The sequence below is a fragment of the Sulfitobacter sp. 1A12779 genome (assembly GCF_043557315.1).
Taxonomy (GTDB): domain Bacteria; phylum Pseudomonadota; class Alphaproteobacteria; order Rhodobacterales; family Rhodobacteraceae; genus Sulfitobacter; species Sulfitobacter faviae.
In genome coordinates, this window is record NZ_JBIFFU010000010.1 from 39484 (window position 1) to 63991 (window position 24508).

The following is a 24508-nucleotide window of genomic DNA, read 5'->3' on the forward strand; positions in this document are numbered from 1 at the left end:
GGACGAAACATGGATTTCATTTTGAACGACGAACAACGCCAGATTTACGACTATGGCGGCCAGCTGGCGCAGAAGTTCGACAACGATTACTGGCTGAGACACGCACGCAAGCACGAGTTTCCGCACGAAATGTTCCGCCAGATCGCCGATGACGGCTTCCTCGGCATCATGGTGCCCGAGGAATATGGCGGCGCGGGCCTTGGTATGACCGAAATGGCCCTGTTCATGGAGGGCACCGCCAATCACGGCATTCCGCTTTTGATGATGGTGGTCGGGCCGACCATGTCGCTGGCCCATATCGCCAGCCACGGAAGCGAGTTCCACAAGAAAGAACTGCTGCCGGCTGCCTGCCGCGGTGATATCCAGTTCTGTTTCGCGATCACTGAACCGGGGGCCGGGTCGAACACGATGAAGGCCACTACGCTGGCCAAGCGTCGAGGCAACCGGTTCAGCCTGTCGGGCGAAAAGACCTTCATCACCGGGGCCGAAGTGGCCGACTACTGCCTCGTGGTGGCGCGGACCAAACCGCATACCGAGGTCAGCCGCAAGACCGACGGCTTTACCCTGTTCGCCGTGGATCTGAAGAAAAAAGGCGTCGACAAGCAGCGGGTGAAGATCTCGATCCCCCTGCCCGAGGAGCAGTGGACACTGTTCTTCGACGATGTGGATCTCGGCCCCGAGGATGTGGTCGGCGAGGTGGACGAAGGGTTCTCGATCCTGTTCGACAGCCTCAACCCCGAGCGTATCATCCTGGCCGCCTTGTGCTGCGGCATCGGCCGGTTCGCCCTGAACAAGGGCGTGGCCTATGCCTCCGAGCGCAATGTGTTCGGCCAACCCATCGGTGCGCACCAGGGCGTGCAGCACCCGATGGCCAAGGCGCACACAGCGGTCGAGATGGCCAGCCTGATGACCCGGCGCGCGGCATGGGAGTTCGACAACAAGCTGCCTGCCGGTGCGTCGTCGAACATGGCGAAATATGCCGCCGCCGAAGCCGGGATCGAAGCGGTCGACGCGGCGCTTCAGGCGCATGGTGGATCGGGCTTTACCGAAGATACGGGGCTTTATGAGATGTACCCGCTGGTCCGCCTGCTGCGCACAGCGCCGGTGAACCGCGAACTGTGCCTGAGCTTTATCGGCGAAAAGGTCATGGGGCTGCCACGATCCTATTGATCGCCACGGCTTGGAACGGAGAACGACATGCAATTTGGAATGCGCTTCCGGCGGGAAGATGCCGCCGACAAGGTAAATGATCGCTTCTGGCACGCGATCGAGGGCACGCCGCTCGACGAGGTGCGCCGTATTCAGGAAGAGCGGCTGCGCGATCAGATGGCCTATCTCAAGGCAAACTCGACTTTCTATCAGGAGAAGTTCGCGAAAGCCGGTGTGGAATTCGACGATATCCGCACCATCGAAGACCTCCAGAAACTGCCCTATACCTACAAGACCGAGATCCGCGAAAGCCTGGCCGCCGAACCGCCGTTCGGCAAACACCGGGCCGCGCCGATGGCCGATATCATCCAGATGCAGGCCTCGTCCGGCACCACCGGAAGCCCGTCTTACGTGGCGCTGACCGAAGCCGATACCGAGATGTGGCACGAGATGACGGCGCGCTGTTTCTTTGCCAATGGCGTGCGGTCCGGCGATATGGTGCTGCATGCGTTTTCGCTGGCCAAGGGTTTTGTCGGCGGCATTCCGGTGATGCAGGGGTTGCAGTACATGGGCGCAATCGACGTGCCTGTGGGGGCGGATGGTGGCGTGGAACGGCTGCTGCGCGCCTGCGCCGACACGCGCCCGCGTTGCATCGTCGGCGCGCCGAATTTCGTGCTGCACCTGGCTGACAAAGCGCCCGAAGTGCTCGGCTGCAAAGCCAGTGAACTGGGCGTCGAACAGATCATCGTCGGTGGCGAACCCGGCGGCGGCATTCCCGCCATCCGGGCCAAGATCGAAGCGGCCTGGGGCGCGAAATGCTGTGAGATGCTGGGCGGCACCGATCTGGGTGTGACCTATTGGGCTGAATGCGATGCCCAGTCGGGGATGCATATGGTCAACATGGACTACATCATTACCGAATTGCTCGACCCCGAAAGCGGAGAAATCATCCCTTGGGAAAAGGGTGCCGAGGGCGAGATGATCTATACCGCGCTCGGCCGTCGGGCGAGCCCGCTCGTGCGATTCCGGTCGGGCGATTACATCGAGGTTCTCGACACCGACTGCACCTGCGGGCGCACCGGGCCCAAGATCCGCTGCACCGGCCGGACCGACGACATGCTGATCGTGCGCGGGGCCAATGTCTTTCCCTCGGCCATCAACAGCGTGATCACCGAGATGGTGCCGGAGACCAACGGCGTCATGCGCATCGTGGCCGATTTCGAGGGTCACACCACGCAGGGCGCGCTGACGGTGATCGTCGAACGCGGTCCCGACCGCGACGCCGCGGATGACCAGGCGCTCAAGAAGAAAATCGAGCAGCGCCTGCGCGATGCCCTTGTCTTCAAGGCCGACGTTCACCTTGTCGCGCCCGACACCTTTGAGAAACCCGGTGCCGCCAAGGTCGCCTTCGTTCTGAGAGAATATCCGGACCTGCCATGACAAGAATGAAATCCCTTCTCGACACCGGGTCCGACGACTTCCGCGCCAACGACGTGTCTTACCGCGAAAAGGTCGATGAACTACATGCCCTCCGGCTCAAACAGCGCGTCGGCGGCCCCGAAAAGGCGCGCAAACGTCATGTGGACAAAGGCAAAATCCTGCCGCGCGAAAGAATTGAAAGGCTGATCGACCCGGGTACACCATTCCTGGAACTCGGCGAGCTGGCCGGGTTGAACAAATATGAAGGCGTGCCACCGGGCGCGGGCATCATCACGGGCATCGGTGTGATCGAAGGCCGTCAGTGCATGATCATCGCCAATGATGCCACCGTAAAGGGCGGCACCTATTTCGGCATGACTTCCCGCAAGCATGTGCGCGCCCAGAAGATCGCATGGAAGAACCGTCTGCCCGTCATCACCCTCGTGGATTCCGGCGGTGCCTTCCTGCCGGATCAGGAAAACATCTTTCCTGACGAAGGCCAGTTCGGGTCCATCTTTCACCAACAGATCGGCATGTCGGGCGATGGTGTGCCGCAAATCGCCGTGGTCATGGGGCCCTGCACCGCGGGTGGCGCATATATTCCCGCGCTCTGTGACGAAGTGGTGATCGTGCGCGGTCAGGGCTTTATGTATCTGGGCGGACCGGAATTGACCTTTGCCGCAACCGGCGAAAAGGTCGAAGCCGAAGAACTGGGTGGCGGCAAGATGCATTCGTCGGTGTCGGGCGTGACCGACCATCTGGCCGAGGATGACGCCCACGCCCTGGCCATCACCCGCGAGATCGTCAGCCATCTGGGCGAAAAGCCCCGGCCCCGCAAGACGCCCGCCGCGCCGCGCCCGCCGGCCTATCCGGTCGAGGAAATCTACGGCATTGTCAGCCGCGATCCCAGGGTGCCGACAGACAACCGCGAGATCGTCGCGCGGCTGGTGGACGGCAGCGATTTTCACGAATTCAAGCCGCTTTATGGCGACACGATCATGACCGGCTGGGGGCGCATCCACGGCCACGAGGTCGGGATCATCGCCAATACAGGCGTGCTTTTCGTCGAAGCCGCGCTGAAGGCGACGCATTTCATCAATCTCTGCGTCCAGCGTGATATTCCGCTGCTGTTCCTGGCCGATGTGAACGGCTTCATGGTGGGCCGCGAGGTCGAGCAGATGGGCATTGCCAAGGCCGGTGCTAAAATGATCACGGCCATGTCTTCGGCCCGGGTGCCGAAATTCACAATCATCACCGGTGGCTCTTACGGCGCGGGATACCTGGCGATGCTGGGCCGCCCGTTCCAGCCGGACGCAATGTTCGCCTGGCCGACGGGACGGTCGGCAATCATGGGGCCGGAACAGGCCGCCAGCGTGCTGGCTCAGGTCCGCGCGCAGATCAACGAACGCGAAGGCAAAAGCTGGACCCCCGAGGAGGAGGAAGCCTTCAAGGCACCGATCCGCAAGGAATACGAAGATTTTCAGGGGGCCTATAATTTTGCTTCCAACCTTTGGATCGACAGCGTGATCGAGCCCTGTGAGACCCGTGACGTCATGGCGCTGATGCTGGATGTAACATCGCGCAGACCCAAGGTCGAAACCAACTTCGGCGTGTTCAGGATGTGAGGAGCGAACCGTGAAAATCAAGACGCTTCTGATCGCCAACCGCGGCGAAATTGCCTGCCGGATCGCGCGCACTGCGCGGGCAAGCGGTATCATTCCCGTCGGCGTGCATTCGCAGGCCGACGTCAATGCCCTGCATGTCCGCGAGATTGGCAAATCTGTCTGTATCGGCGCCGGACCTGCATCCCAGAGCTATCTGAAAATCGACGCGGTGATTGCCGCTGCGCAATCAGTGGGCGCGGATGCGATCCATCCCGGTTATGGCTTTCTGGCCGAAAACCCCGATTTTGCTCGTTCGGTCGAAGCCGCCGGCATGATCTTCATGGGGCCGACGCCGGAAACGCTTGAACGTTTCGGCGACAAGGCCAGCGCCAAAGAGGCCGCCGTGGCGGCCAGCGTCCCGGTGATTTCGGGCGCCGAAGGTGCGCGGTCCGATCCCGAGCAGATTGCCGAGGAGGTGCGCCAAATGGGCCTGCCGGTGCTGCTCAAGGCGGTCGGCGGCGGTGGTGGGCGCGGACAACGGCTCGTCACTGACGAGACCACGCTGGTCGAGGACATCGAAGGCGCGCTGCGCGAAGCAAAATCCACCTTCGGCTCCGAAGGGCTGCTGTTGGAGCGTTTCCTGCCCGAGGCGCGCCATGTTGAAGTGCAGATCGCAGGTGACGGCAAGGGCCATGTGGTGCATCTGTTCGAACGCGATTGCACGCTTCAGCGCCGCCACCAGAAGGTCATCGAGGAAGCCCCGGCCTGGGGTCTGCCCCGAACGCTTCTGGACGACATCGCACGCGACGCGGTGCGCTTGGGCGAAACGCTGGACTATCGCGGGCTGGGCACGGTCGAATTTCTGGTCGCGGGTGGCGAGTATTTCTTCCTTGAGGTGAACCCGCGCATTCAGGTGGAACATCCCGTCACCGAAGCGATCACCGGGCTGGACCTTGTCGCGCTTCACCTGCGGATTGCCGAAGGCGCGGGCCTTGGACTGGTGCAGGACGATCTGACGATCAACGGCCACGCGGTCGAGGCGCGGCTTTACGCCGAAGATCCGGCGATGCAATTCGCCCCGTCGACGGGCACGCTCTCCACGCTCAGCCTGCCATCGGGCCTGCGCATCGACAGCGGCGTCGAAGAAGGCGATGCCGTCACGCCCTACTACGACCCGATGATCGCCAAGCTGATCGTGCACGCGCCCGACCGGGAAACCGCATTGGCACGTCTAGCCACGGCGCTTGATCATGTCGCGGTCGAAGGTGTCGAAACCAATCGCGCCTTTCTGACGGCGCTGGCGCGAAACCATGAATTCGAACGGATGCAGGTGCATACCCGCTGGATCGACGGCAGGCTGGATGAGCTGACACAGGCACCCGGCCTGACCCGCCCAGATCTGTGGAAGGCGACCGCTGCCATTCTCTTCGTGACCCAGTCGCGCAGCGACACAGACGCCAATCCCTGGACCAACCGTGATGCCTTTACCGGCTGGCGGCTTGGACTGGGCGGCGATGCGATTGAAGCGGGGCAGCGCGTGACGCTTACCGATTCTGACGAGGTATCCGAAGAACTGCGCGTCAGTCCTGTCAAACCGGGTGCCAAGTACACCATCCGTTCGGAGAAAGGCGAGGCGCTGATACTGTCGGCACGTGAACTGACCCCGGGCCGTTGGCGTGTCGGCGAAGGCGACACCGTCCATCTGATCGACGCGCGCCTGCACGCGGGCGTGATCGAACTGGATACGCCCGAAGGCCGCCTGGTCTTTCGGCCCGCCGCGCCCCTTGCCTTTGCCGGCGGCGATGCCGCGGCGGATCGCGCCGTGACCTCTCCGCTGACCGGCATGATTGTCGAAATCAAGGTCTCCGACGGTCAGAGCGTGGCCGAAGGCGACGTGGTCGCGGTCATGGAATCCATGAAACTCGAAATCTCGATCCGGGCGGCCGCGGCCGGGATCGCCAGCAATATATCCGTCTCGAATGGGGACATGGTCGATCGCGGCCAGGTCATCGCCGAGATCCTGCCATCCGAGGAGTGATGAAATGAGCGACTTTCCCAAATTCGTAGAATTTCGTGAAGAAGGCCCGCGTGAGGGTTTTCAGATCGAAAAGAAGATTTACCCGATCGAAGAGCGGATCGAACTGATCGACATGCTCAGCGAAACCGGCTTGAAACGCATTCAGGTCGGCAGCTTTGTCAGCCCGAAATACGTTCCTCAGATGGCGGACACCGGCGAGTTGTTCCAGCGTATCAAGCGCAAACCGGGCGTGAACTACACATCGCTGTGGCTGAACGACAAAGGGTTTCGCAAGGCCCTGACCGCGCATGAGGTCGATATCGACCCGCGTCTGCTGTTCTATCCTTCCGAAGCATTCGCCCAATCGAACAACAATTGTTCCTCGGCCGAGATGCGGGAAAAACAACGTGACTGGGTCCGTCTTTACAAGGAAGAGGGATATACCGTCGACGCGGCCTATGTGATGACCGCTTTCGGCTGCAACCTCGAGGGCCCCATCCCCCAAGAACGCATCTTGGACGATTTCCGCTTTATCCTTCAGCTATGCGAAGAAGAGAACATCCCCGTGCCGATCCTCGTGGTCGCCGACACCATGGGTTGGGGAAACCCCGAGGCGGTCAAACGGATGATCGGCGCCCTGCGCGAATTGGCGCCCGAGGCGCGCATCGGTATGCACATCCATGACACACGTGGGCTGGGGATCGCCAACGTTTATGCGGCCCTGTCGATGGGCGTGGACATGTTCGAAAGCTCCGTCGCCGGTCTTGGCGGCTGTCCTTTCGCGGGCCACGGCCACGCGCGCGCCGCAGGAAATGTCTGCACCGAGGATGCAGTGTTCCTGTGTCACGAGCTCGGCATCGAAACCGGCATTGATCTGGACAAGCTGATCGCAGCGGCGGTCAAAGCAGAAGAGATCATCGGTGTGCCGCTCATGGGCCGGGTCATGCACACCGGCGGGTTGGACAAATACCGCAAGTCACGCTGAGGGAGCAAGAAGATGACAAAAGCACTTGACGGAAAGGTCGTTCTGGTCACCGGGGCCGGCGGTGGGATCGGGCGTGATATCGCCTTGATGGCAGCTACCGAAGGCGCCGCCGTGGTGGTCAATGATCTGGGCGCATCCCTGAAAGGCACCGGTCAGACAGAAACTGCGGCGCAGAAAGTCGTCGAAGAGATCAGGGCCGCTGGGGGCGATGCCATTGCCGATGGCGGCTCTGTCACCGATCCCGATGCCGCGCGCGCGATGATCGAAGCCGGGGTCAAGGAATTCGGTCGCATCGACGCGGTGGTAAACAACGCCGGCATTCTGCGCGACGGTTACTTCCACAAGATGACCTATGAGGATTTCGACGCGGTGGTGAAGGTCCATCTTTATGGTGCCTTCAATACCAGCCGCGCGGCCGCCGACTATTTCCGCGAACAGGAAAGCGGCGCGCTCGTGCACATGACCTCGACCTCGGGGCTGATCGGCAATCTGGCGCAGGCGAATTATTCGGCGGCAAAGCTGGGCATCGCGGCCTTCTCGAAATCGGTAGCGCTCGACCTGAAACGCTGGAACGTGCGGTCAAACTGCATCGCGCCCTTCGCCTGGAGCCGGATGATATCGTCGATCAAGACCGACACGGAGGAACAGAAGGCGCGGGTCGAGAAGGTCAAGAAGATGACCCCCGCCAAGGTCGCGCCGATGGCCTGTTACCTGATGAGCGACCGCGCGGCGGATGTGTCGGGGCAAATCTTTGCAGTGCGGATGAACGAGATATTCCTGTTCAACCAGCCCCGCCCGCTCCGGTCCGTCCACTCCGGTGACGGCTGGACCGCCGATGAAATCGCCGAGCGCGCCATTCCCGCGCTCAAATCGCAATTCACACCGCTCGAAGTTTCGGCGGATGTCTTTTCGTGGGATCCGGTCTAATGGGAAAACGCAAAGAAAAAATCAGCTCCGACATTGCCTGGAGCACCCCCGACAAGATCTGCGTGCGCGGGCTCGACTTGCCGAACGAAATCCTCGGCCACATGAACCTGGGCGATCTGGCCTTTCTGCAATTGACGGGCCGCAAGGCCACGCTCGAGGAAAGCCGCGTCTTCAACGCCATCATCATCACCCTTGTCGAACATGGCATCACGCCATCGGCCCTGGCGGCGCGGATGACCTATATGGGGGCGCCGGAATCGCTTCAGGCGGCTGTGGCGGCTGGCTTGTGTGGGCTGGGCACCGTCTTTGTCGGTTCTATGGAAGGTGCCTCGAAAATGCTTTACGAGGCACTGCCACAGGACAAGTTGGGCACCGGTGTCGATCTGGATGCGCTGGCCGTCGAGACGGTGGAAAAATTCCGCGCCCGCAAGATGATCGTGCCGGGGCTCGGACATCCGGTGCACAAGCCGGTCGATCCGCGCACACCTCGCCTGTTCCAGATCGCTGCCGAGAACGGCAAGTCCGGTGAATACATCGAGTTGATCCAGAAAATTCAGGCCGTTGCCGAAGAAAAATCGGGTAAGATGCTGCCGATTAACGCCACCGGGGCGATCGGAGCAATCTGCTGTGAATTTGGCTTCCCCTGGAAGATCGTGCGGGGCTTTGGCGTCATGGCACGCGCCATCGGTCTGGTCGGTCATATCCTCGAAGAGAGCGAAAACCCGATTTCCTATGAGCTTTGGCAGCGTGCCGAGCAGGAAATTCTTGAAACGTCGGGTTCAGGAGCGAAGTAACCGATGCAGACGTCAGCCCCAGACACTCACACCGATCTGCGCGACGCCTTGCGCGCACTTTGCGCGCAGTTTCCGCCAGAATATCATCGCAAGTTCGGCGAGGATGAAACCTACCCCGAGGAATTCGTCGATGCGCTGACCCGCGAGGGCTGGCTCGCCGCGATGATCCCAGAAGAATACGGCGGCTCGGGTCTGGGCCTGACGGAAGCCTCGATCATCATGGAGGAGGTGAACCGCTGCGGCGGCAACGCGGGCCATTGCCACGGGCAGATGTACAATATGGGCACGCTGCTGCGGCATGGTTCGGAGGAGCAGAAACAGAAATATCTGCCCGGCATCGCCAGCGGCGAATTGCGCCTGCAATCCATGGCCGTGACCGAACCGACCACCGGCACCGACACCACCAAACTGAAGACCACGGCGGTGAAAAAGGGCGACCGGTATGAGATCAATGGCCAGAAGGTCTGGATCAGCCGTATCCAGCATTCCGACCTGATGATCCTGCTGGCACGCACCACGCCGCTGGCCGAGGTCAAGAAGAAATCGCAGGGCCTGTCGATCTTCATGGTCGATCTGAAAGAGGCGATCGGCAACGGCATGGAGGTCCGCCCCATCGCCAATATGCCCGGCCACGAAACCAATGAAGTGTTTTTCGACAACCTGGAAATCCCCGCCGAGAACCTGATCGGGACCGAGGGGCGCGGATTTTACCATATTCTTGACGGGCTGAACGCCGAACGTACCCTGATTGCGGCGGAATGTATCGGTGATGGATACTGGTTCGTCGACAAGGCCCGCACCTATGCCGGCGACCGCATGGTCTTTGACCGCCCCATCGGCCAGAACCAGGGCGTGCAATTCCCTATCGCCAGGTCCTATGTGAACATCGAGGCCGCCAATCTGATGCGCTTTGAAGCCTGCAGGCGGTTCGATGCTGGGCTGGATTGCGGAGCACAGGCGAATATGGCCAAGCTGCTGGCTTCGGAGGCCAGCTGGGAAGCGGCCAATGCCTGCATCCAGACCCATGGCGGCTTCGGTTTCGCACGGGAATACGATGTCGAGCGCAAGTTCCGCGAGGCGCGCCTCTATCAGGTCGCCCCGATCTCGACCAACCTGATCCTGTCATATGTCGGAGAACATATCCTCGGCATGCCAAGATCGTTCTGAAGGCCAGGATTATGGGTGAGATCGACCTTGACGCGCTGGCGCCCTGGCTGGGACGCACCGAGACTAAAGAAGACGTTCTGACGGAGGGGCTGATCGACAAATTCCGCGCCACGCTCGGTCCGCATCTTTGGGACGGATCAGGCGATGTCCCGCTGGGAATTCATTGGTGCATTTCCCTTGATACCGTGCCAGCGACCGCCCTGTCAGAAGACGGCCATGCCGCAAGGGGTGGATTCCTACCCCCTGTCCCGCTGCCCGCCCGGATGTGGGCCGGCGGCGATGTTAAACATATCGCGCCGCTGAAAATCGGCGAAACCATCACCCGGCGCTCTTCGATCAGGGATATTGTGGCCAAGCAGGGCCGTAGTGGACCATTGGTGTTTGTGACCGTCGAACATGAGTATCTGAGTGGCAACCGGCTTTGTATCCGGGAGCAGCAAACGATCGTTTATCGTGAGATTTCCACCCCCCGCACGGGCGAGAGCGCAGCTGACGCGGGTGACCCCACCACGCTTAGATCGACGCTGACACCGGATCCTGTTCTTCTGTTTCGCTATTCGGCGCTGACGTTCAATGCCCATCGCATTCACTATGATTACGTCTACGCCACCGAAACCGAAGCCTATTCCGGGCTTGTTGTGCATGGCCCATTGCAGGCCACGCTGCTTCTGAATCTGGCGGCGGATGCGTTGAAAACATCGCCCCACCGGTTTTCGTTCCGCGGCCTCGCGCCACTCACCCTGCCCTGCGAATTGCAACTGCACAATGAAGAGACCGGCACCTCCGGGACAGTCTGGTGTCAGGATCAAAACGGTCTTCGAAGCTTTTCCGCAGAGTACGCGGCTGTCTGATCGGTTTCCTTTGGTAGCGGATTCAGTTGTTGACCAATTTTTCTAACATCTGTTAGGCTGCGCGGAGAGACTTGGTAAAATAGACCAGGCAAACCTCTGAATTAAGAGGTGGGAGGAGGAACGATGCGAGGAAAACTCGTAACCAACGGAAAACCGTGCGGTCAGGCTATGCGTGCCTCCATGAGGTGTTGGGGAAAAGCACGGGTTGTAACATGACCACGAATAACGGGCACGTATCGTCACCGCTTGCGGTGCGTGGCGCAACTTTGAAATTTGGCGGTGTGACCGCGCTCGACGATGTGAGCATCTCCGTGGCCGACGATGAATTGCTTGCAATTATCGGTCCGAATGGTGCCGGAAAAACATCACTTCTGAACGTGACTGCGGGCTTCTACCGTCCGCAGAAGGGCCGTGTCGAATTGTCCGGGCAGGACGTGACCGGCCTGCGTGTTGACCAGATCGCCCGGCGCGGTCTGGCGCGGACGTTTCAGGGCACCCATCTTTTTGCCGGGCAGACGGTGGTGGAAAACATTATGATCGGCCGCCACATGCTGATGAAATCGAATGTAGTCCAGGCCTTTTTCCAGTTCGGTCCCGTGATGCGCGAGGAATCGGAACATCGTGAAGCCGCAGAGGAGATCATCGATTTTCTCGAGATCGAGGCAATCCGCAACCGGCCCGTGGGCACGTTGGGGTATGGGTTGCGCAAGCGTGTCGATCTGGGCCGTGCATTGGCGCAGGAACCGTCGATCCTGCTGATGGATGAACCGATGGCCGGCATGAACTCGGAGGAAAAAGAAGACCTGGCGCGCTTCATTCTCGATGTGCGCGAGGCGCGCAAGATTCCGGTAGTTCTGGTGGAGCACGACATGGGCGTCGTGATGGACCTTGCCGACCGGATCGTGGTGCTGGATTTCGGGCGGGTCATCGCCGAAGGCACCCCGGAAGAAATCCAGAAGGACCCGGCTGTCATAAAGGCATATCTGGGGTAGCGGCATGGTCAAACAACGGACAGCAATGGTCTTTTCGGACCCAGCAGTGACACATAGCGAAACCCTGCCGCAGGTTTTGCTCGCGCGAGCGACATCCACACCGACCAACCTCGCCGAACGGCACAAGCGCCTGGGCATCTGGCGTGAATTCACCTGGGCCGATGTTCTTGACAGGGTTCGCGCCCTGGCTCTCGGGTTGGAGAACCTGGGCTTGTCGGCTGGCGAATCCGTCATGATGATTGGCGAAAACGAACCCGAACATTTCTGGGCTGAATACGCCGTCCAGTCGTTAGGCGGCAAAGTCCTGTCTGTCTATCCGGATCAAAACGCTGAAGAGATTCTGTATCTGGCCGAAGACTCGCAAACGCGGGTTTTTCTGGCGCAGGATCAGGAGCAGGTCGATAAATGCATCGAGATTGCGGGCAAGTACTCGGGCGCCCTGGCGGTCGTTTACTGGGACGATTCCGGTCTGTGGGGCTATGATCATCCCCTGTTGCATTCGTTTGAAAGTGTGAGCGCGGCAGGGCGTCAGATCCACGCCAAGGAACCCGCCAGATTTGAAGAACACGTAAAACGTGGACGGGCGGACGATACCGCCTTGCTGTCCTATACTTCGGGGACCACGGGAAAACCCAAGGGCGTTGTCATCAGCCATCGCTACCTGTTCGACAATTGCTCGCGGGTGATGGGGGCAATCGAAATCGCGCCGGGCACCGAATACCTGACCTACATTTCGCCTGCCTGGGTCACGGAACAGATTTTCGGCCTGTCGATCGGTTTGATCGCGCCCATGGTCGTCAATTTTCCCGAAGGCCCTGAAGACGTACTGACCAACATTCGCGAACTGGCGGTTGATGCACTGGTGTTCAGTCCGCGCCAGTGGGAAAACCTCGCCTCCATCGTTCAGGCCCGGATGCTGGGCGCGGGCAAGTTCCGCAATGCGATGTACAATTGGGGCATGAAGGTTGGCCGCAACGTTTACGTCGAGCGGCTGGAAGGGCGTAGCCCCAGCCTTGCCGCACGCCTGCAGCTTCCCTTTGCCGAAGCTCTGGTGCTGCATCACCTGCGCGACAATCTTGGCCTTGGTAAGGCCAAAAACGCAATGAGCGGCGGCGCCCTGATGGCACCTGACGTCTTTCGTATGTTCCACGCGATGGGGGTTAAGCTGCGCAACGTGTATGGCGCGACCGAAATCGGCCTTCTGACCGCGCATGTCGGCGAAAGCTATCAGCTGGAAACCAGCGGCAGCTGGATGCAAAGCAACACGAACTACGGCGAACCGCTGGAATACAGGGTCTCGGACGAAGGGGAGCTTCAGGTGCGTGGCGGATCGGGCTTCGGCGGCTATCACGGCAAGCCCGAAAAGACCGCAGAGGTGCTGACCGAAGACGGTTGGTACAAGACCGGTGATGCGGTCTCGATGACCGACGACGGCGAGCTATTGTTCTTTGACCGTGTCAAGGACATGCGCCGCCTGGCAAACGGTCACAGCTATCCGCCGCAGTTCATCGAAACGCGGTTGCGGTATAGCCCCTTCATCAAGGACCTCATGACATTGGGCGACGAACGCCGGAATTTCGTCAGCGCGCTTATCAATATCGATATGGAAGTTCTCGGGCGTTGGGCGGAAGAGAACAAGATCAGCTTTTCGACCTACACCGATCTGTCGCAGAAACCCGAAGTTCTGGACCTTATCAAAGGCGAAGTGGCGCGCATCAATGCGCTCCTGCCCGAAGGCTCGCGCGTGGCACGTTTTGCGAATTTTCCCAAGGAACTCGACCCGGATGAAGGCGAGTTGACCCGCAGCCGAAAGCTTCGCCGGGCCTTTCTGGAGGAACGGTATGCCAAGCTCGTCGAGGCGATCTATGCTGGCGATGACGAGACAGATCTCGAAATCGCTGTGACCTATCAGGACGGTCGTCAAGGCGTTCTCAAGACCACGGTTCGCGTGTCGGATGTTGAAAACGCATCGAAGGCTGCCAAGCGGCAGTCCAAATCTTAAAGGAGGTCGGCGACAATGGTCTATTTCATCAATGACATCATTACCGGGGCTTTGATCGGCCTTCTGTATTCGCTGGTGGCCATGGGCTTTGTTGTGATTTATCGCGCCAGCAAGGTGTTCAACTTCGCGCAGGGCGAGCTTGTGATCATCGGCGGGTTCATCGTCTGGTTCACAACGATGCAAGCGGGGCTTAGCCTTTGGTTGTCGATACCCCTTTCGCTGGTTCTGGCCGGGCTGGTCGGGTACGCAATCGAACGGATTTTCCTGACAAAGCTGATCGGTGAATCGGTTTTCTCGATGGTCATGGTCACCGTCGGTCTTCTGATCCTGCTGCGCGGTCTGGTGCTGCTTGTGTTCGGTCCCGCCGTGCGGCCCTTCCCGATCATTTTCCCGCTGAAACCCTTGTTCCTCGGCGACATGTTGATCCCGATGAACCTCCTGATAGGCGGGATCATCACCATTGTCGCCGCCGTCGGCCTGTCGTGGTTCTTCAACCGGACCCGGTCCGGCCTGCGGATGACCGCCGTGGCGGAAGACCACGTCGTGGCCTCCTCGATGGGCATTTCGGTGAAAGGCTCGATTGCCTTTGCCTGGGTTCTCGGGGCAATCCTGTCCACAATTGGTGCGATGATCTTTCTCAGCGGCAAATCGCTGACCTTCCTGGCCTCGGATATCGGGTTCGCGGCCCTGCCGGTGGCGCTGTTTGCCGGGCTGGAATCCATCGGCGGGCTGATCCTTGCGGGCGTGATTATCGGCATCGTCCAGAGCCTGACAACCAACTATCTTGACCCGCTGATCGGAGGGTCACTGGGCAGCGTTGTCCCCTATATCATCATGCTTGCCATTCTGCTGATCCGACCGACCGGCCTGTTCGGCTGGCGCACAATTGAACGGGTGTAATCCATGGACCCTTCCGGCGTATTCCCGACAAGCTATCGCAGTGACAGACGTTTGATCCGAACGCGCTGGCAGTTTCTGGCCCTCGTCGTATTCATGGCTCTACTGCTGTTGGCGCCTTACCTGGTGAGCAGCCGTATCATCGCTATCCTGAATATGATGATGATCAGCGCCGTCATCGCCGTCGGGCTTCAGATCTGCACCGGCTATGCGGGCCAGATCAACCTGGGTCAGGCGGCTTTCATGGGGGTCGGGGCCTATACGGCCTCGATACTGGCCTCGAAGACCGGCCTTACGTTTCTGCTGACCATTCCTCTGGCCGGGCTCTCGGCTGCGCTGTTCGGCTTTCTCTTTGGCTTGACCGCGGCGCGGATCAAGGGGTTCTATCTGGCACTGACCACGATTGCAGCTCAGTTCCTGTTCCACTTTGCCGTATTGAACCTGCCGTCTACCTGGCTGGGTGGATCGAACGGTATCACCGTGCCCCCGGCCGAGCTTTTCGGGCTGCGATTTGTCAGCGAATCTTCGCAGTTCTATCTGAATTTCGCGGTCACCGCGATCATGGTGGCGGGCGCGTTCGGGATCGTTCGGTCACGCTTCGGCCGTGCCTTCGTGGCGGTCAGGGATGATGACGTGGCCGCGGGTATAATGGGGATCAATGTCGCGGCCACAAAGGCAAATGCCTTCCTGATCGGCGCTTTCTATGCGGGCGTCGGCGGGGCGCTTTGGGCCTATCTGATCCGCTTCGTGGGGGTAGACCAGTTCACCCTGTTTCACTCGATCTTCTTCGTCGCGATGATCATCGTCGGCGGGATGGGTTCAATCGTGGGGGCCCTGATCGGCGTCTTCATTATCCGCATCATCCAGGAAATTATCGCGACGGTCGGCCCCAATATCGCCGACTCGGTATCATTCCTTGGCGGTGACATCGTGTTCGCTGGCATGAATGTCGTTCTTGGCGGCGTGATCGCATTGTTTATGATCCTCGAACCCAAGGGGCTGATGCACCGCTGGAACATCCTGAAGTCGTCATACCGTATCTGGCCGTTTCCTTACTGAGAAATAGAGCGGCTCTAAACCTGGGAGGAAGAATATGACTTACCAATCGAATCGAGGTCTTCGCGGCTTTCTGGCTGCGGCTGCCTTGGCGGCCGCGGCGACCATGCCTTTGAAGGCGCAGGCCGAAGAGACCTATAATCTGGCCCTGCTGTCGGACTTTTCCGGCCCTTATGCTGACATCATGCCCATTCTGGCCGGCGGACGTGAGGCTGTGTTCACCTGGTGGAATGAAACCCGCGGCAAGGAACTTGGCGTCACGCTGAACTACAAAAACTACGAAACCCGCTATGACGCGGCACAGGTGGCAAGTCTCTGGCCCGGGATCAAATCGGAACTGGACCCGATTGCGGTTGTCGGCCTCGGCGGGCCCGACGTCGCGGCCCTTTCCGAACGCCTGCCGGAAGACAAAATCCCGATGTTCATGGCCACAGCGGCCTACGGTTTTGCCTGGCAACCGGATGCCTGGATTTTCAACCCACGCCCGACCTATTCGCACGAAAGTGTCGGCTTTCTGAACTGGATGCGTGAACAGCGCGGCGGAGACGAACCGCTCAAGGTTGCGATCCTCGCCTCAGAAGCATCGCCTGCCTATGTCGACATGGCAAAGGGCATTGAACTCTATGCCGAAGAGCACCCCGAGGAGATCGACCTCGTCGAGGTCATCTATACCGAAGTTCAACCCACCGATCTGACGGGGCAAATGCGCCGCGTTGTACGAGCCGGGGCCGAGGTGCTGGTAATCCAAACGAACACCTCTATCGTGGTTGCCGCGAAACGTGGGCTGCAGGCCAACGGGGCGAACATCCCGATCATGATGAGTTCGCATAACGGGCTTCCAGCCTCGGGTAGCGCGCTTGGCGGGCTTGAGCAAATGGAGGGGGACTTTGAAGCCTACGGCATGGTGATTGCGGCCGATGAGGACACTCCCGCGCGACAATTCTACGAGACATTGGTTGCCGATTACGGACTCGAAGCACCTTGGAACGTCGTGACCGCAATGGGCGTATCTCAGGGTCTCTATACCGTGACCGTGATCGATCACGCGATCGAGGCGAACGGCGCCGAGGGCCTGACCGGAGAGATGGTACGTGAGGCGCTTTTTGCCAAACCGATCACCACCGAAGAAACCCATGGGTTCCTGCCGACCTTGTCCTTTACGCCAGAAGCACCGTTCCCATTGGAAGGCCTCAAAGTGAATGTGGGCACCGTCAAAGATGGGAAAATCACCATCGCGGCAACGGGTGTCGACGTTCCGCAAGTTGAGAAATGGTGAATTAATCCGGGCGCCGCAGTCGCGGCGCCCGTTCTGATCCTTAGCCCCGGGCAATATGACCATGCTGGAACTCAACAACGTAGAGGTGACATATTCCGACGTCATCCTGGCGCTCAAAGGCGTGTCCATGACAGTCCGTGCGGGACAATGTGTTGCTCTGCTCGGTGGCAATGGCGCAGGAAAAAGCACGACGCTTAAAGCCATCTCGGGAACGCTCAAATCCGAGGATGGAACCGTTTCGGCGGGGTCCATCGTTCTGGACGGAACTCCCATTCAGAACATGGAAGCCTCGGAAGTCGTGAAGAACGGTCTCATCCATGTGATGGAAGGGCGGCGCGTTTTGCGGCATCTGACGTCAGAGCAAAACCTGATCGTCGGCGGGCACATGGTGCCCAACTCCGCCGAGCTGAAAAAGCGCCTGGACCATGTTTACACCTTGATGCCCCGGCTTGCGGACCTGCGCAACCGCACCTCTGGCTTCATGTCTGGTGGCGAACAACAACTGCTGCTGATCGGCCGGGCCATGATGGCCAGCCCCAAGATCATCGCGATCGACGAACCGTCGTTGGGATTGGCCCCGATGATGGTCCGGGATGTTTATGAAGTGCTCAAGCAGCTCAAGTCAGAAGGCACGACCTTCTTCCTGGTCGAACAAAACAGCGCCGCGGCGCTATCGATCGCCGACTATGCCTATGTGATGGAGAACGGCCGGATCGTGATGGACGGCCCTGCCGACAAGCTCGCTGACAACGAGGACATCAAGGAATTCTATCTCGGCGTAACCGCATCGGGCGAGCGCAAAAGCTATCGAGATATCAAACACTATCGCCGCCGGAAGAGATGGCTGGGATAGAAAGGAGCGAAGATGAGTAACCTGCTTTCCATCAAAGGTCGTACCGCATTTGTAACCGGAGCGGGGCAAGGCGTTGGTCGGCAAGTCGCGCTTTATCTGGCGGAACACGGAGCCGGTGCCATCGTTGTCAACGATTTTCACGCCGAACGGGCCGAAAGCGTTGCCGCGGAAGTGGAGGCAGCGGGTGCAAAGGCTCTGCCGCTCGCCTTCGACGTCTCGGATTTCGACGCGGTTGGCGCGGCGTTTGCCGAAACGCAGACCACATTTGGCGGCGTGGATATTCTGGTCAACAATGCGGGCAACGCCGGGCCGACATCGCGGCTCGACGATCTGGTCCCTTTTTGGGAATCCGATCCCGATGAATGGCGCCGCTGGATGGCCACCAATTTCGATGGGGTGCTGAACTGCACCCGTCACGCCATGCCGTTGATGGTTAACAGTGGCTATGGGCGCATTGTGATCGTCATTTCCGACGCCGGCCGTGTCGGTGAACCGCATCTGGCGGTTTATTCCGGGGCCAAGGCCGGTGCGGCCGGCTTCATGCGGGCAATTGCAAAGGCCGGCGGCCGGTTCGGGATCACCGCGAATTGCGTCGCCTTGGGGGGCACAAGAACTCCGGCTGTCGCCGACCTGATCCCGGATGCAGAGACCGAGAAGCGGGCATTGTCGCAATACGTGATCCGCCGTCTGGGCGAGCCGGAAGACCCCGCCGGAATGATCCTGTTCCTCTGCTCGGATGCTGCCAGCTGGATCACCGGACAGACCTATCCAGTGAATGGTGGGTATTCGTTTGCCTGCTAGAGTAGACATCGACCAACCGCCGCCTCTAGGTGGCGTCGTCCGAAAAAACGCTGTCATTATCTGCCCCGAGTTCAGGGGGCAGATTCGGTGTTGCGGTTTCGAAGCCATCAAATTTCAACGGCTGGACAATAAAAGTCTCGGCCTTGCCGCCGTCATGCGTAATCTTGCGCAGCAGCTGGCGCGCACGCACATGGGGGTCGTCCAACGTTTCGACCAGGGAATTGACCGGACCCCATGGCACCCCCGCCTTATCCAGAAGGTCGCCCCATTCGGCGCGCGTCTTGCCAACCAGAATCGCCGCGATTTCTTCGCGCAGCGCGGCCTTGCGGGCGACACGGTCGCGGCCTGTCAACGGCGCAAGATCCGCCCTGTCGATCACATCGCAGAACGGTTTCCAGAACCAGTCCTCATGCGCGATGGACAAGGTCAAGAGCTTGCCGTCTTTGCAGGTGAACACGCCATAGCCCGGCTCGGCGATAAATTCGCCCAGCGGTGTTCCATTGGCGGCGGGAACGAGGAATGCGGTCAACATCGAAACCACCGCATCCGACATGGACACGTCCACGTAACGCCCCTGCCCTGTGCGCTGGCTCGACACCACCGCCGACAGGATTGCGATCGCCGCGAACAACGCCGCGCCAACATCCGCAAGGGGGATCGGCGGCACAGGGCCGGGCTGCTTTGCATCGGCCTGATCGGCCAGCAAACCGCCAACCCCTTCATAGCTCAGGTCATGGCCAGCCCTGTCACGATAGGGGCCGTCCTGCCCGTAACCCGAAATCGATACATAAACCAGCCGCGAGTTGACACTACGCATGTCCTCGAAACCGGCACCCAAGGCCGCAAGCTTGCCAGGGCGGAACCCTTCGACGATGACATCCGATTCCTTGGCCAGTTCGCGAAACCGTGCCAGCCCCTCGGCCGATTTCAGATCCAACGCAACGCTGCGCTTGCCTCGGTTCAGTGCCCGGAACAAGGGCGGAAATTGCCGGGCCGGATCACCGATGCCCGGGCGTTCAATCATGATCACCTCGGCTCCCATGTCGGACAACAGCATTGTGGCATAGGGACCGGGAAACTGTTCGGCAAGGCTGAGGATTTTCAGGCCGGCCAGGGGTGCAGTGCTCATATCAATCTCCAGTTCTTTTGTTTTCCACGTGCGGGTCCGCCCGAGTGCAGCGTAAATCGCCGCAAAAGACAAGGCGAAAAACCAATAATATGTATAATTATCAGGAGCTTAGCATGAGTGAGGCAAAGCAGACGCTATTCGTTGAGCGGGTCGCAAAAACTGAATGGATTACCTTCCAGCGCACCGAACAGCTCAACGCAATGTCAACGCAGATGCTGCGCGAGATGGCGGCAGCACTGGAATCGGCGCTGGCCGACGATGGGGTGCGTACAATTGTCCTGACCGGCTCTGGCCGGGCATTCTGCGCCGGTGCCGATCTGAAAGAAGTTGCTGGCGCCAAACATGCACCAGGCGAGCCGGATCTTCTGGATCTTGTCGATCACACGTTTGGGCTTATGCGACATGGCCCGAAACCGGTGATCGCCGCAGTGAACGGGCTGGCGATGGCGGGCGGTTTGGAAATGGTGATGGCCTGCGATCTGGTCTTTGCCGCCGAAAGCGCGCAACTGGGCGACGCACATTCCAACTTTGGCGTCTTTCCCGGGGCCGGCGGTGCGGCGATCCTGCCGCGTAGGATTGGCCTGAACCGCGCGAAATACCTGCTGTTCTCGGGCGAGAACGTTTCGGCACGGGACATGATGGACTGGGGACTGGTGAACAAGGTCGTCGCGGACGAAGACCTGCGACAAGCGGTGCAGGCCTTTACCGACAGGCTGGCAGAAAAAAGCCCGGCGGTCTTACGCCGCATGAAGACGGTTTCCAATCGGTCGCTGGACGTGGACGAAACCGCCGCGCTTTCCGAAGAGATGCTGAACCTGCGCGCGCACATGCGATCCTGGGACATGCACGAGGGTCTGTCGGCGTTCAATGAAAAACGAAAACCGCAGTTTCGCGGATACTAGGTCAGGAGGACAAACGATGCAGGACATTTACATCGTTGGCATCGGGATGACGCCGTTCGGAAAGTTCCGGGACAAAACCATCAAGGACATGACCGGCGAGGCCGTCGCCGCCGCGCTTTCCGATGCCCGAGTGACGGCAGATCGTATCGACGGCGCATTCTTCTCGAACGCGGTGCAGGGCCACATGGAGGGCCAGCACATGATCCGCGGCGAAATCGCGCTGCGTGAAATGGGCATTCAGGGCATTCCGGTGGTGAATGTCGAAAACGCCTGCGCCAGCGCCTCGACCGGGTTCAAACTGGCAGTCGATTTCCTCAAGGCCGGCAATGGCGACTGCTGTCTCGCCGTGGGCGCCGAAAAGATGTATTCTGACGACCGTGCGTTGATGTTTTCGGCCTTCGACAGCGGCTGGGACGTCAGCAACAGCGAAGAGGTCGCGCAACGGCTGGCCGATCTGGGTGCAGGGGTCGAGGAACCCGAAGGATCGAAATCGCCCAAGCCCTACAGCGTGTTCATGGATGTCTACGCAGGCTTCGCCCGGCTGCACATGAAGACCTTTGGCACAACTCAGGAACAGTTCGCCGCCGTCGCCGCCAAGAACCATGCGCATTCCGTGCATAATCCACTGGCGCAATACCGAGAAGCCATGAGCGTCGATCGGGTATTGGCCGCGCCGCCGATCACCTATCCGCTGACCCTGCCGATGTGCGCCCCGATCTCGGACGGGGCCGCTGCGGCCGTTTTATGCACCGGCGAGGGGATAAAACGTCTGGGCCTAGATCCCGCGCGCGCGATCAAGGTCAAGGCCGCGATCCTGCGCTCGGGCACCGATCGTCCGCCGGAAGATTACAAGAACCACCTGACCCGGCTTGCCGCGCTTGAGGCCTATGAACAGGCCGGGATCGGCCCCGAGGATATATCGGTGGCCGAAGTGCATGACGCCACGGCCGTGGGCGAAGTGATCCAGATCGAGAACCTCGGATTTGTCGAATTCGGCGAGGGCGGTCCCGCCAGTCTGCGCGGCGAGACAAAGATCGGTGGACGCATTCCGGTGAACCCCTCGGGCGGGTTGGAATCCAAGGGCCACCCGGTCGGTGCCACAGGGATAGGGCAGGTTTTCGAACTGGTCACGCAACTACGCGGCGAAGCTGGCGCGCGTCAGGTCGAAGGGGCAAAGAACGCCATCGCCGAAAACGGCGGGGGGTTGCACGGGGTAGAAGAAGCGGCCGCCTGCGTCACCATTCTGGGCCGTTGAAACAAGGAGACGAACCATGGAAAACGTGATCGCCGCCGCTCAGGCAATCTATACAGATGAGCAACGCATGTTGCTGGAAAACTTCCGCAAGATGGCCGAGGCAGAGTTCGCGCCGCTGGCCGAGAAATACGAGAACCTCGGCCACCCCCCCGATGCGAAAACCCTGAAGTCCCTGTTCGCCAAGGTCGAGGAATTCGGGCTGATCAGCGGCCTGATCCCCGAAGAGGACGGCGGTGCCGGAATCGACCGCATGACCTATGGCATCCTATACGAGGAACTGGCCCGGATATGGGCCGATCTGGCAATCGCGGTGCTGATTCAGGGTCATGCCGTGTTCGCGGTCAACCTCTTGGGAAATGTGGCGCAGAAAGAGGCCTATCTGAAGCCGCTCCTGCGCAGCGAACGGATCTGTGCCACCTGTATTTCCGAACCAGAGGTCGGTTCGAACGTACGCGAGGTCAAGACACGTGCGGACCGCGAGGGCGATAAGATTTTCGTCACTGGCCAGAAGCTCTGGATTTCCAATGGGGCCCAGTCGGATTTCGCCATCGTTGTCTGCAATCTGGACGACGGTATTTCCATGGTCATCGTCGACCGCGATACCGGCAACTACGAGAGCCGCGAATTGCGCAAGCTGGGGCTTGTCGGTGCATCGACCTGCGAATTGTTTTTCGACCGTGCCGAAACCAGCGCTGACCATGTTCTGGGTAATGCAGGCGGCGGCCTGTTCCAGACATTGAAACTGTTTGAGAGCGCTCGCGTGTTTGTCGGCCTGACGAGCATTGGCATAGCGCAGGCGGCGTTGGAATGTGCCGTCAAATATGCGCAGGATCGCCAACAACATGGTAAGCCGATCGGCGGGCACCAGTTGATTCAAGGCTACCTGGCCGACATGGCCACGCACCTGGATGCCGCGCGCCTGTTGTGCCAGCGCGGGCTGCAACTTCTGGACCTGGGCGTGCGCTGTGACACCCAGACCTCGATGGCGAAATGGTATGCAACCGAAATGGCCGTCGAAATCGCCGGCAAAGCGGTGCAGATCCACGGCGGCAACGGCATCACCAAAGAGTTCCCCGTTGAACGGCACTTCCGCAATGCAAAGGTCATGCCGATTCCCGATGGCACCACCGAAATCCAAAAACTGGTCATCGGGCGCAACCTGACCGGGCTTAACGCGTTCTGAAAAGGGCCTTGGCCGCCCCACCGTCGGCGCTCGTCAGCGTCGAGGGTGGGCACGACCCGGAGTGATCGCGATACGGGCGAAGAGTCAGTAGGACTTGGGCATCCCCAATGCCTTCTCGGCCACGTAGGAGAGGATCAACTCCTCGCTGACCGGCGCGATGAAGTTCAGTACGCTTTCGCGAAAGTAACGCTCGACGTGGTATTCCTGCGCGAAGCCAAAGCCGCCGTGGGTGCGCACCGCGCGGAATGCCGCTTCGTAGGCCGCCGAGCCGGCGAGGTTGCGCGCGGTATTGGCCTCCAGCCCGCAGGGCTTGCCCTGATCGTAAAGCGTGGCGGCTTTGTAGGTCATCAGTTCCGCCGCCTGAAGGCGCATCCACACCGAGGCCAGCGGATGCTGGATCGCCTGGTTCTGGCCGATTGGACGGTCGAAGACGACGCGTTCGCGCGCATAGGCGGCCGCCTTTTCCAGTACGTACATCCCAAACCCGACCGCAGCCGCGGCGACAATGATCCGCTCGGCATTCAGCCCGTGGAGCAGGACCTTGAAACCCTCACCTTCCGCGCCGATGCGGTCCTCTTCGGGCACCTCCAGCCCATCAATGAAGATAGCGTTGGAGTCGACCGCCTTGCGGCCCATCTTGGCAATTTCATGCACGTCGATCTTGCTGCGGTCGAAATCGGTGTAGAACACTGACATGCCGTCGGTCGGTCGCTCGCAGTCCTCGATGGGCGTGGTCCGGGTCACCAGCAGGATGTGATCTGCGCGCTGTGCGGTCGAGGTCCAGACCTTGCGCCCGTTGACCACATACCCACCGTCTTCGCGTCGGCGCGCAAAGGTCGAGATATGCGTGGTATCAAGGCCGGCGTCCGGTTCGGTTACGCCGAAGCAGGAGCGGTGCTCTCCGCGGATCAGAGGCGGCAGCATTCGAGCCTTCTGTTCGTCGGTGCCGAAGCCGACCACCGGTTGCAGCCCAAAGATATTGATATGCACCGCGGAACTGGCCGCCGCGCCGTAACGCCCGATCTCCTGCATGACCAGCGATGCCTCTGTGATACCCAGGCCCGATCCGCCATACTGCTCTTCCATCGTGACGCCATAGAAACCGCCCTTTGCGATCTCGGCCGCAAAATCTTCGGGGAAGGTCCCGGTTCGTTCGCGTTCCAGCCAGTAGGCATCGTCGAAACGCGAGCAGATCCTGGCCACCGCGTCGCGGATGGCCCGTTGCTCTTCGGTGAGATCGAAATCCATG

The 24508-nt window shown here is 60.2% G+C and carries 21 protein-coding genes; 19 read left to right on the forward strand and 2 right to left on the reverse strand.

Features of this window, described 5'->3' with window-relative positions; translation table 11 throughout:
* Positions 1–9: 9 nt before the first annotated feature.
* From ACGYLQ_RS12880 to ACGYLQ_RS12955, 16 genes are all read left to right on the forward strand, one after another.
* Positions 10–1170 carry an acyl-CoA dehydrogenase family protein gene (locus tag ACGYLQ_RS12880; RefSeq protein WP_027264402.1) on the forward strand — a complete coding sequence of 387 codons (1161 nt, stop codon included), beginning with the start codon at positions 10–12 and terminating at the stop codon, positions 1168–1170.
* Positions 1171–1197: 27 nt separating this feature from the next.
* The gene (locus ACGYLQ_RS12885) at positions 1198–2589 is read left to right on the forward strand and encodes a phenylacetate--CoA ligase family protein (RefSeq protein ID WP_027264401.1); all 1392 of its coding nucleotides are present in this window, start codon (positions 1198–1200) and stop codon (positions 2587–2589) included.
* On the forward strand, positions 2586–4193 hold the full coding sequence (locus tag ACGYLQ_RS12890) for an acyl-CoA carboxylase subunit beta (RefSeq protein ID WP_027264400.1): 1608 nt from the start codon (positions 2586–2588) through the stop codon (positions 4191–4193). The genes ACGYLQ_RS12885 and ACGYLQ_RS12890 overlap by 4 nt, the downstream gene beginning before the upstream one ends.
* A gap of 10 nt (positions 4194–4203) precedes the next feature.
* The gene (locus tag ACGYLQ_RS12895; RefSeq protein WP_027264399.1) at positions 4204–6210 is read left to right on the forward strand and encodes a biotin carboxylase N-terminal domain-containing protein; all 2007 of its coding nucleotides are present in this window, start codon (positions 4204–4206) and stop codon (positions 6208–6210) included.
* A 4-nt stretch (positions 6211–6214) separates the two neighbouring features.
* Positions 6215–7174 (forward strand): hydroxymethylglutaryl-CoA lyase, encoded by a 960-nt coding sequence (locus ACGYLQ_RS12900; protein ID WP_027264398.1) that lies wholly within the window; start codon positions 6215–6217, stop codon positions 7172–7174.
* A gap of 12 nt (positions 7175–7186) precedes the next feature.
* On the forward strand, positions 7187–8101 hold the full coding sequence (locus ACGYLQ_RS12905; protein WP_027264397.1) for an SDR family NAD(P)-dependent oxidoreductase: 915 nt from the start codon (positions 7187–7189) through the stop codon (positions 8099–8101).
* On the forward strand, positions 8101–8895 hold the full coding sequence (locus ACGYLQ_RS12910; RefSeq protein WP_027264396.1) for a citryl-CoA lyase: 795 nt from the start codon (positions 8101–8103) through the stop codon (positions 8893–8895). The genes ACGYLQ_RS12905 and ACGYLQ_RS12910 overlap by 1 nt, the downstream gene beginning before the upstream one ends.
* Before the next feature lie 3 nt (positions 8896–8898).
* The gene (locus ACGYLQ_RS12915) at positions 8899–10062 is read left to right on the forward strand and encodes an acyl-CoA dehydrogenase family protein (RefSeq protein WP_027264395.1); all 1164 of its coding nucleotides are present in this window, start codon (positions 8899–8901) and stop codon (positions 10060–10062) included.
* A gap of 11 nt (positions 10063–10073) precedes the next feature.
* On the forward strand, positions 10074–10913 hold the full coding sequence (locus ACGYLQ_RS12920) for a MaoC family dehydratase N-terminal domain-containing protein (protein ID WP_027264394.1): 840 nt from the start codon (positions 10074–10076) through the stop codon (positions 10911–10913).
* A gap of 212 nt (positions 10914–11125) precedes the next feature.
* Positions 11126–11905, forward strand: a complete 780-nt coding sequence (locus tag ACGYLQ_RS12925; protein WP_028288584.1) for an ABC transporter ATP-binding protein — start codon at positions 11126–11128, stop codon at positions 11903–11905.
* A gap of 46 nt (positions 11906–11951) precedes the next feature.
* Positions 11952–13907, forward strand: coding sequence for an AMP-binding protein (locus tag ACGYLQ_RS12930; RefSeq protein ID WP_245601550.1), 1956 nt, complete (start codon positions 11952–11954; stop codon positions 13905–13907).
* Positions 13908–13922: 15 nt separating this feature from the next.
* Entirely contained in the window at positions 13923–14807 is an 885-nt protein-coding gene (locus ACGYLQ_RS12935) for a branched-chain amino acid ABC transporter permease (protein WP_027264391.1), read from the forward strand.
* Between the two features lie 3 nt (positions 14808–14810).
* Positions 14811–15863 carry a branched-chain amino acid ABC transporter permease gene (locus ACGYLQ_RS12940; protein WP_027264390.1) on the forward strand — a complete coding sequence of 351 codons (1053 nt, stop codon included), beginning with the start codon at positions 14811–14813 and terminating at the stop codon, positions 15861–15863.
* 34 nt (positions 15864–15897) lie between these two features.
* Positions 15898–17136: an ABC transporter substrate-binding protein gene (locus ACGYLQ_RS12945; protein WP_027264389.1), complete on the forward strand. Its 1239-nt coding sequence runs from the start codon at positions 15898–15900 to the stop codon at positions 17134–17136.
* Positions 17137–17197: 61 nt separating this feature from the next.
* Positions 17198–17989 carry an ABC transporter ATP-binding protein gene (locus tag ACGYLQ_RS12950; RefSeq protein WP_027264388.1) on the forward strand — a complete coding sequence of 264 codons (792 nt, stop codon included), beginning with the start codon at positions 17198–17200 and terminating at the stop codon, positions 17987–17989.
* Positions 17990–18001: 12 nt separating this feature from the next.
* A complete protein-coding gene (locus ACGYLQ_RS12955) occupies positions 18002–18790 on the forward strand; it encodes an SDR family NAD(P)-dependent oxidoreductase (RefSeq protein ID WP_394443353.1) in 789 nt (262 codons plus the stop codon).
* Between the two features lie 25 nt (positions 18791–18815).
* Here ACGYLQ_RS12955 and ACGYLQ_RS12960 read toward each other — a convergent pair whose 3' ends face one another.
* Positions 18816–19991, reverse strand: a complete 1176-nt coding sequence (locus tag ACGYLQ_RS12960) for a CaiB/BaiF CoA-transferase family protein (protein WP_246032508.1) — start codon at positions 19989–19991, stop codon at positions 18816–18818.
* A gap of 41 nt (positions 19992–20032) precedes the next feature.
* On the opposite strand from ACGYLQ_RS12960, the gene ACGYLQ_RS12965 reads away from it, so the two are divergent.
* From ACGYLQ_RS12965 to ACGYLQ_RS12975, 3 genes are read left to right on the forward strand one after another with little or no spacing between them, the layout of a single operon-like run.
* Positions 20033–20821 (forward strand): enoyl-CoA hydratase/isomerase family protein, encoded by a 789-nt coding sequence (locus ACGYLQ_RS12965; protein WP_027264385.1) that lies wholly within the window; start codon positions 20033–20035, stop codon positions 20819–20821.
* A 16-nt stretch (positions 20822–20837) separates the two neighbouring features.
* Positions 20838–22076 carry a thiolase family protein gene (locus tag ACGYLQ_RS12970; protein WP_027264384.1) on the forward strand — a complete coding sequence of 413 codons (1239 nt, stop codon included), beginning with the start codon at positions 20838–20840 and terminating at the stop codon, positions 22074–22076.
* A 16-nt stretch (positions 22077–22092) separates the two neighbouring features.
* On the forward strand, positions 22093–23259 hold the full coding sequence (locus ACGYLQ_RS12975) for an acyl-CoA dehydrogenase family protein (RefSeq protein ID WP_036051588.1): 1167 nt from the start codon (positions 22093–22095) through the stop codon (positions 23257–23259).
* Between the two features lie 84 nt (positions 23260–23343).
* On the opposite strand, the gene ACGYLQ_RS12980 is transcribed toward ACGYLQ_RS12975, so the two are convergent.
* Entirely contained in the window at positions 23344–24507 is a 1164-nt protein-coding gene (locus tag ACGYLQ_RS12980; protein ID WP_027264382.1) for an acyl-CoA dehydrogenase family protein, read from the reverse strand.
* Position 24508: the final 1 nt, after the last annotated feature.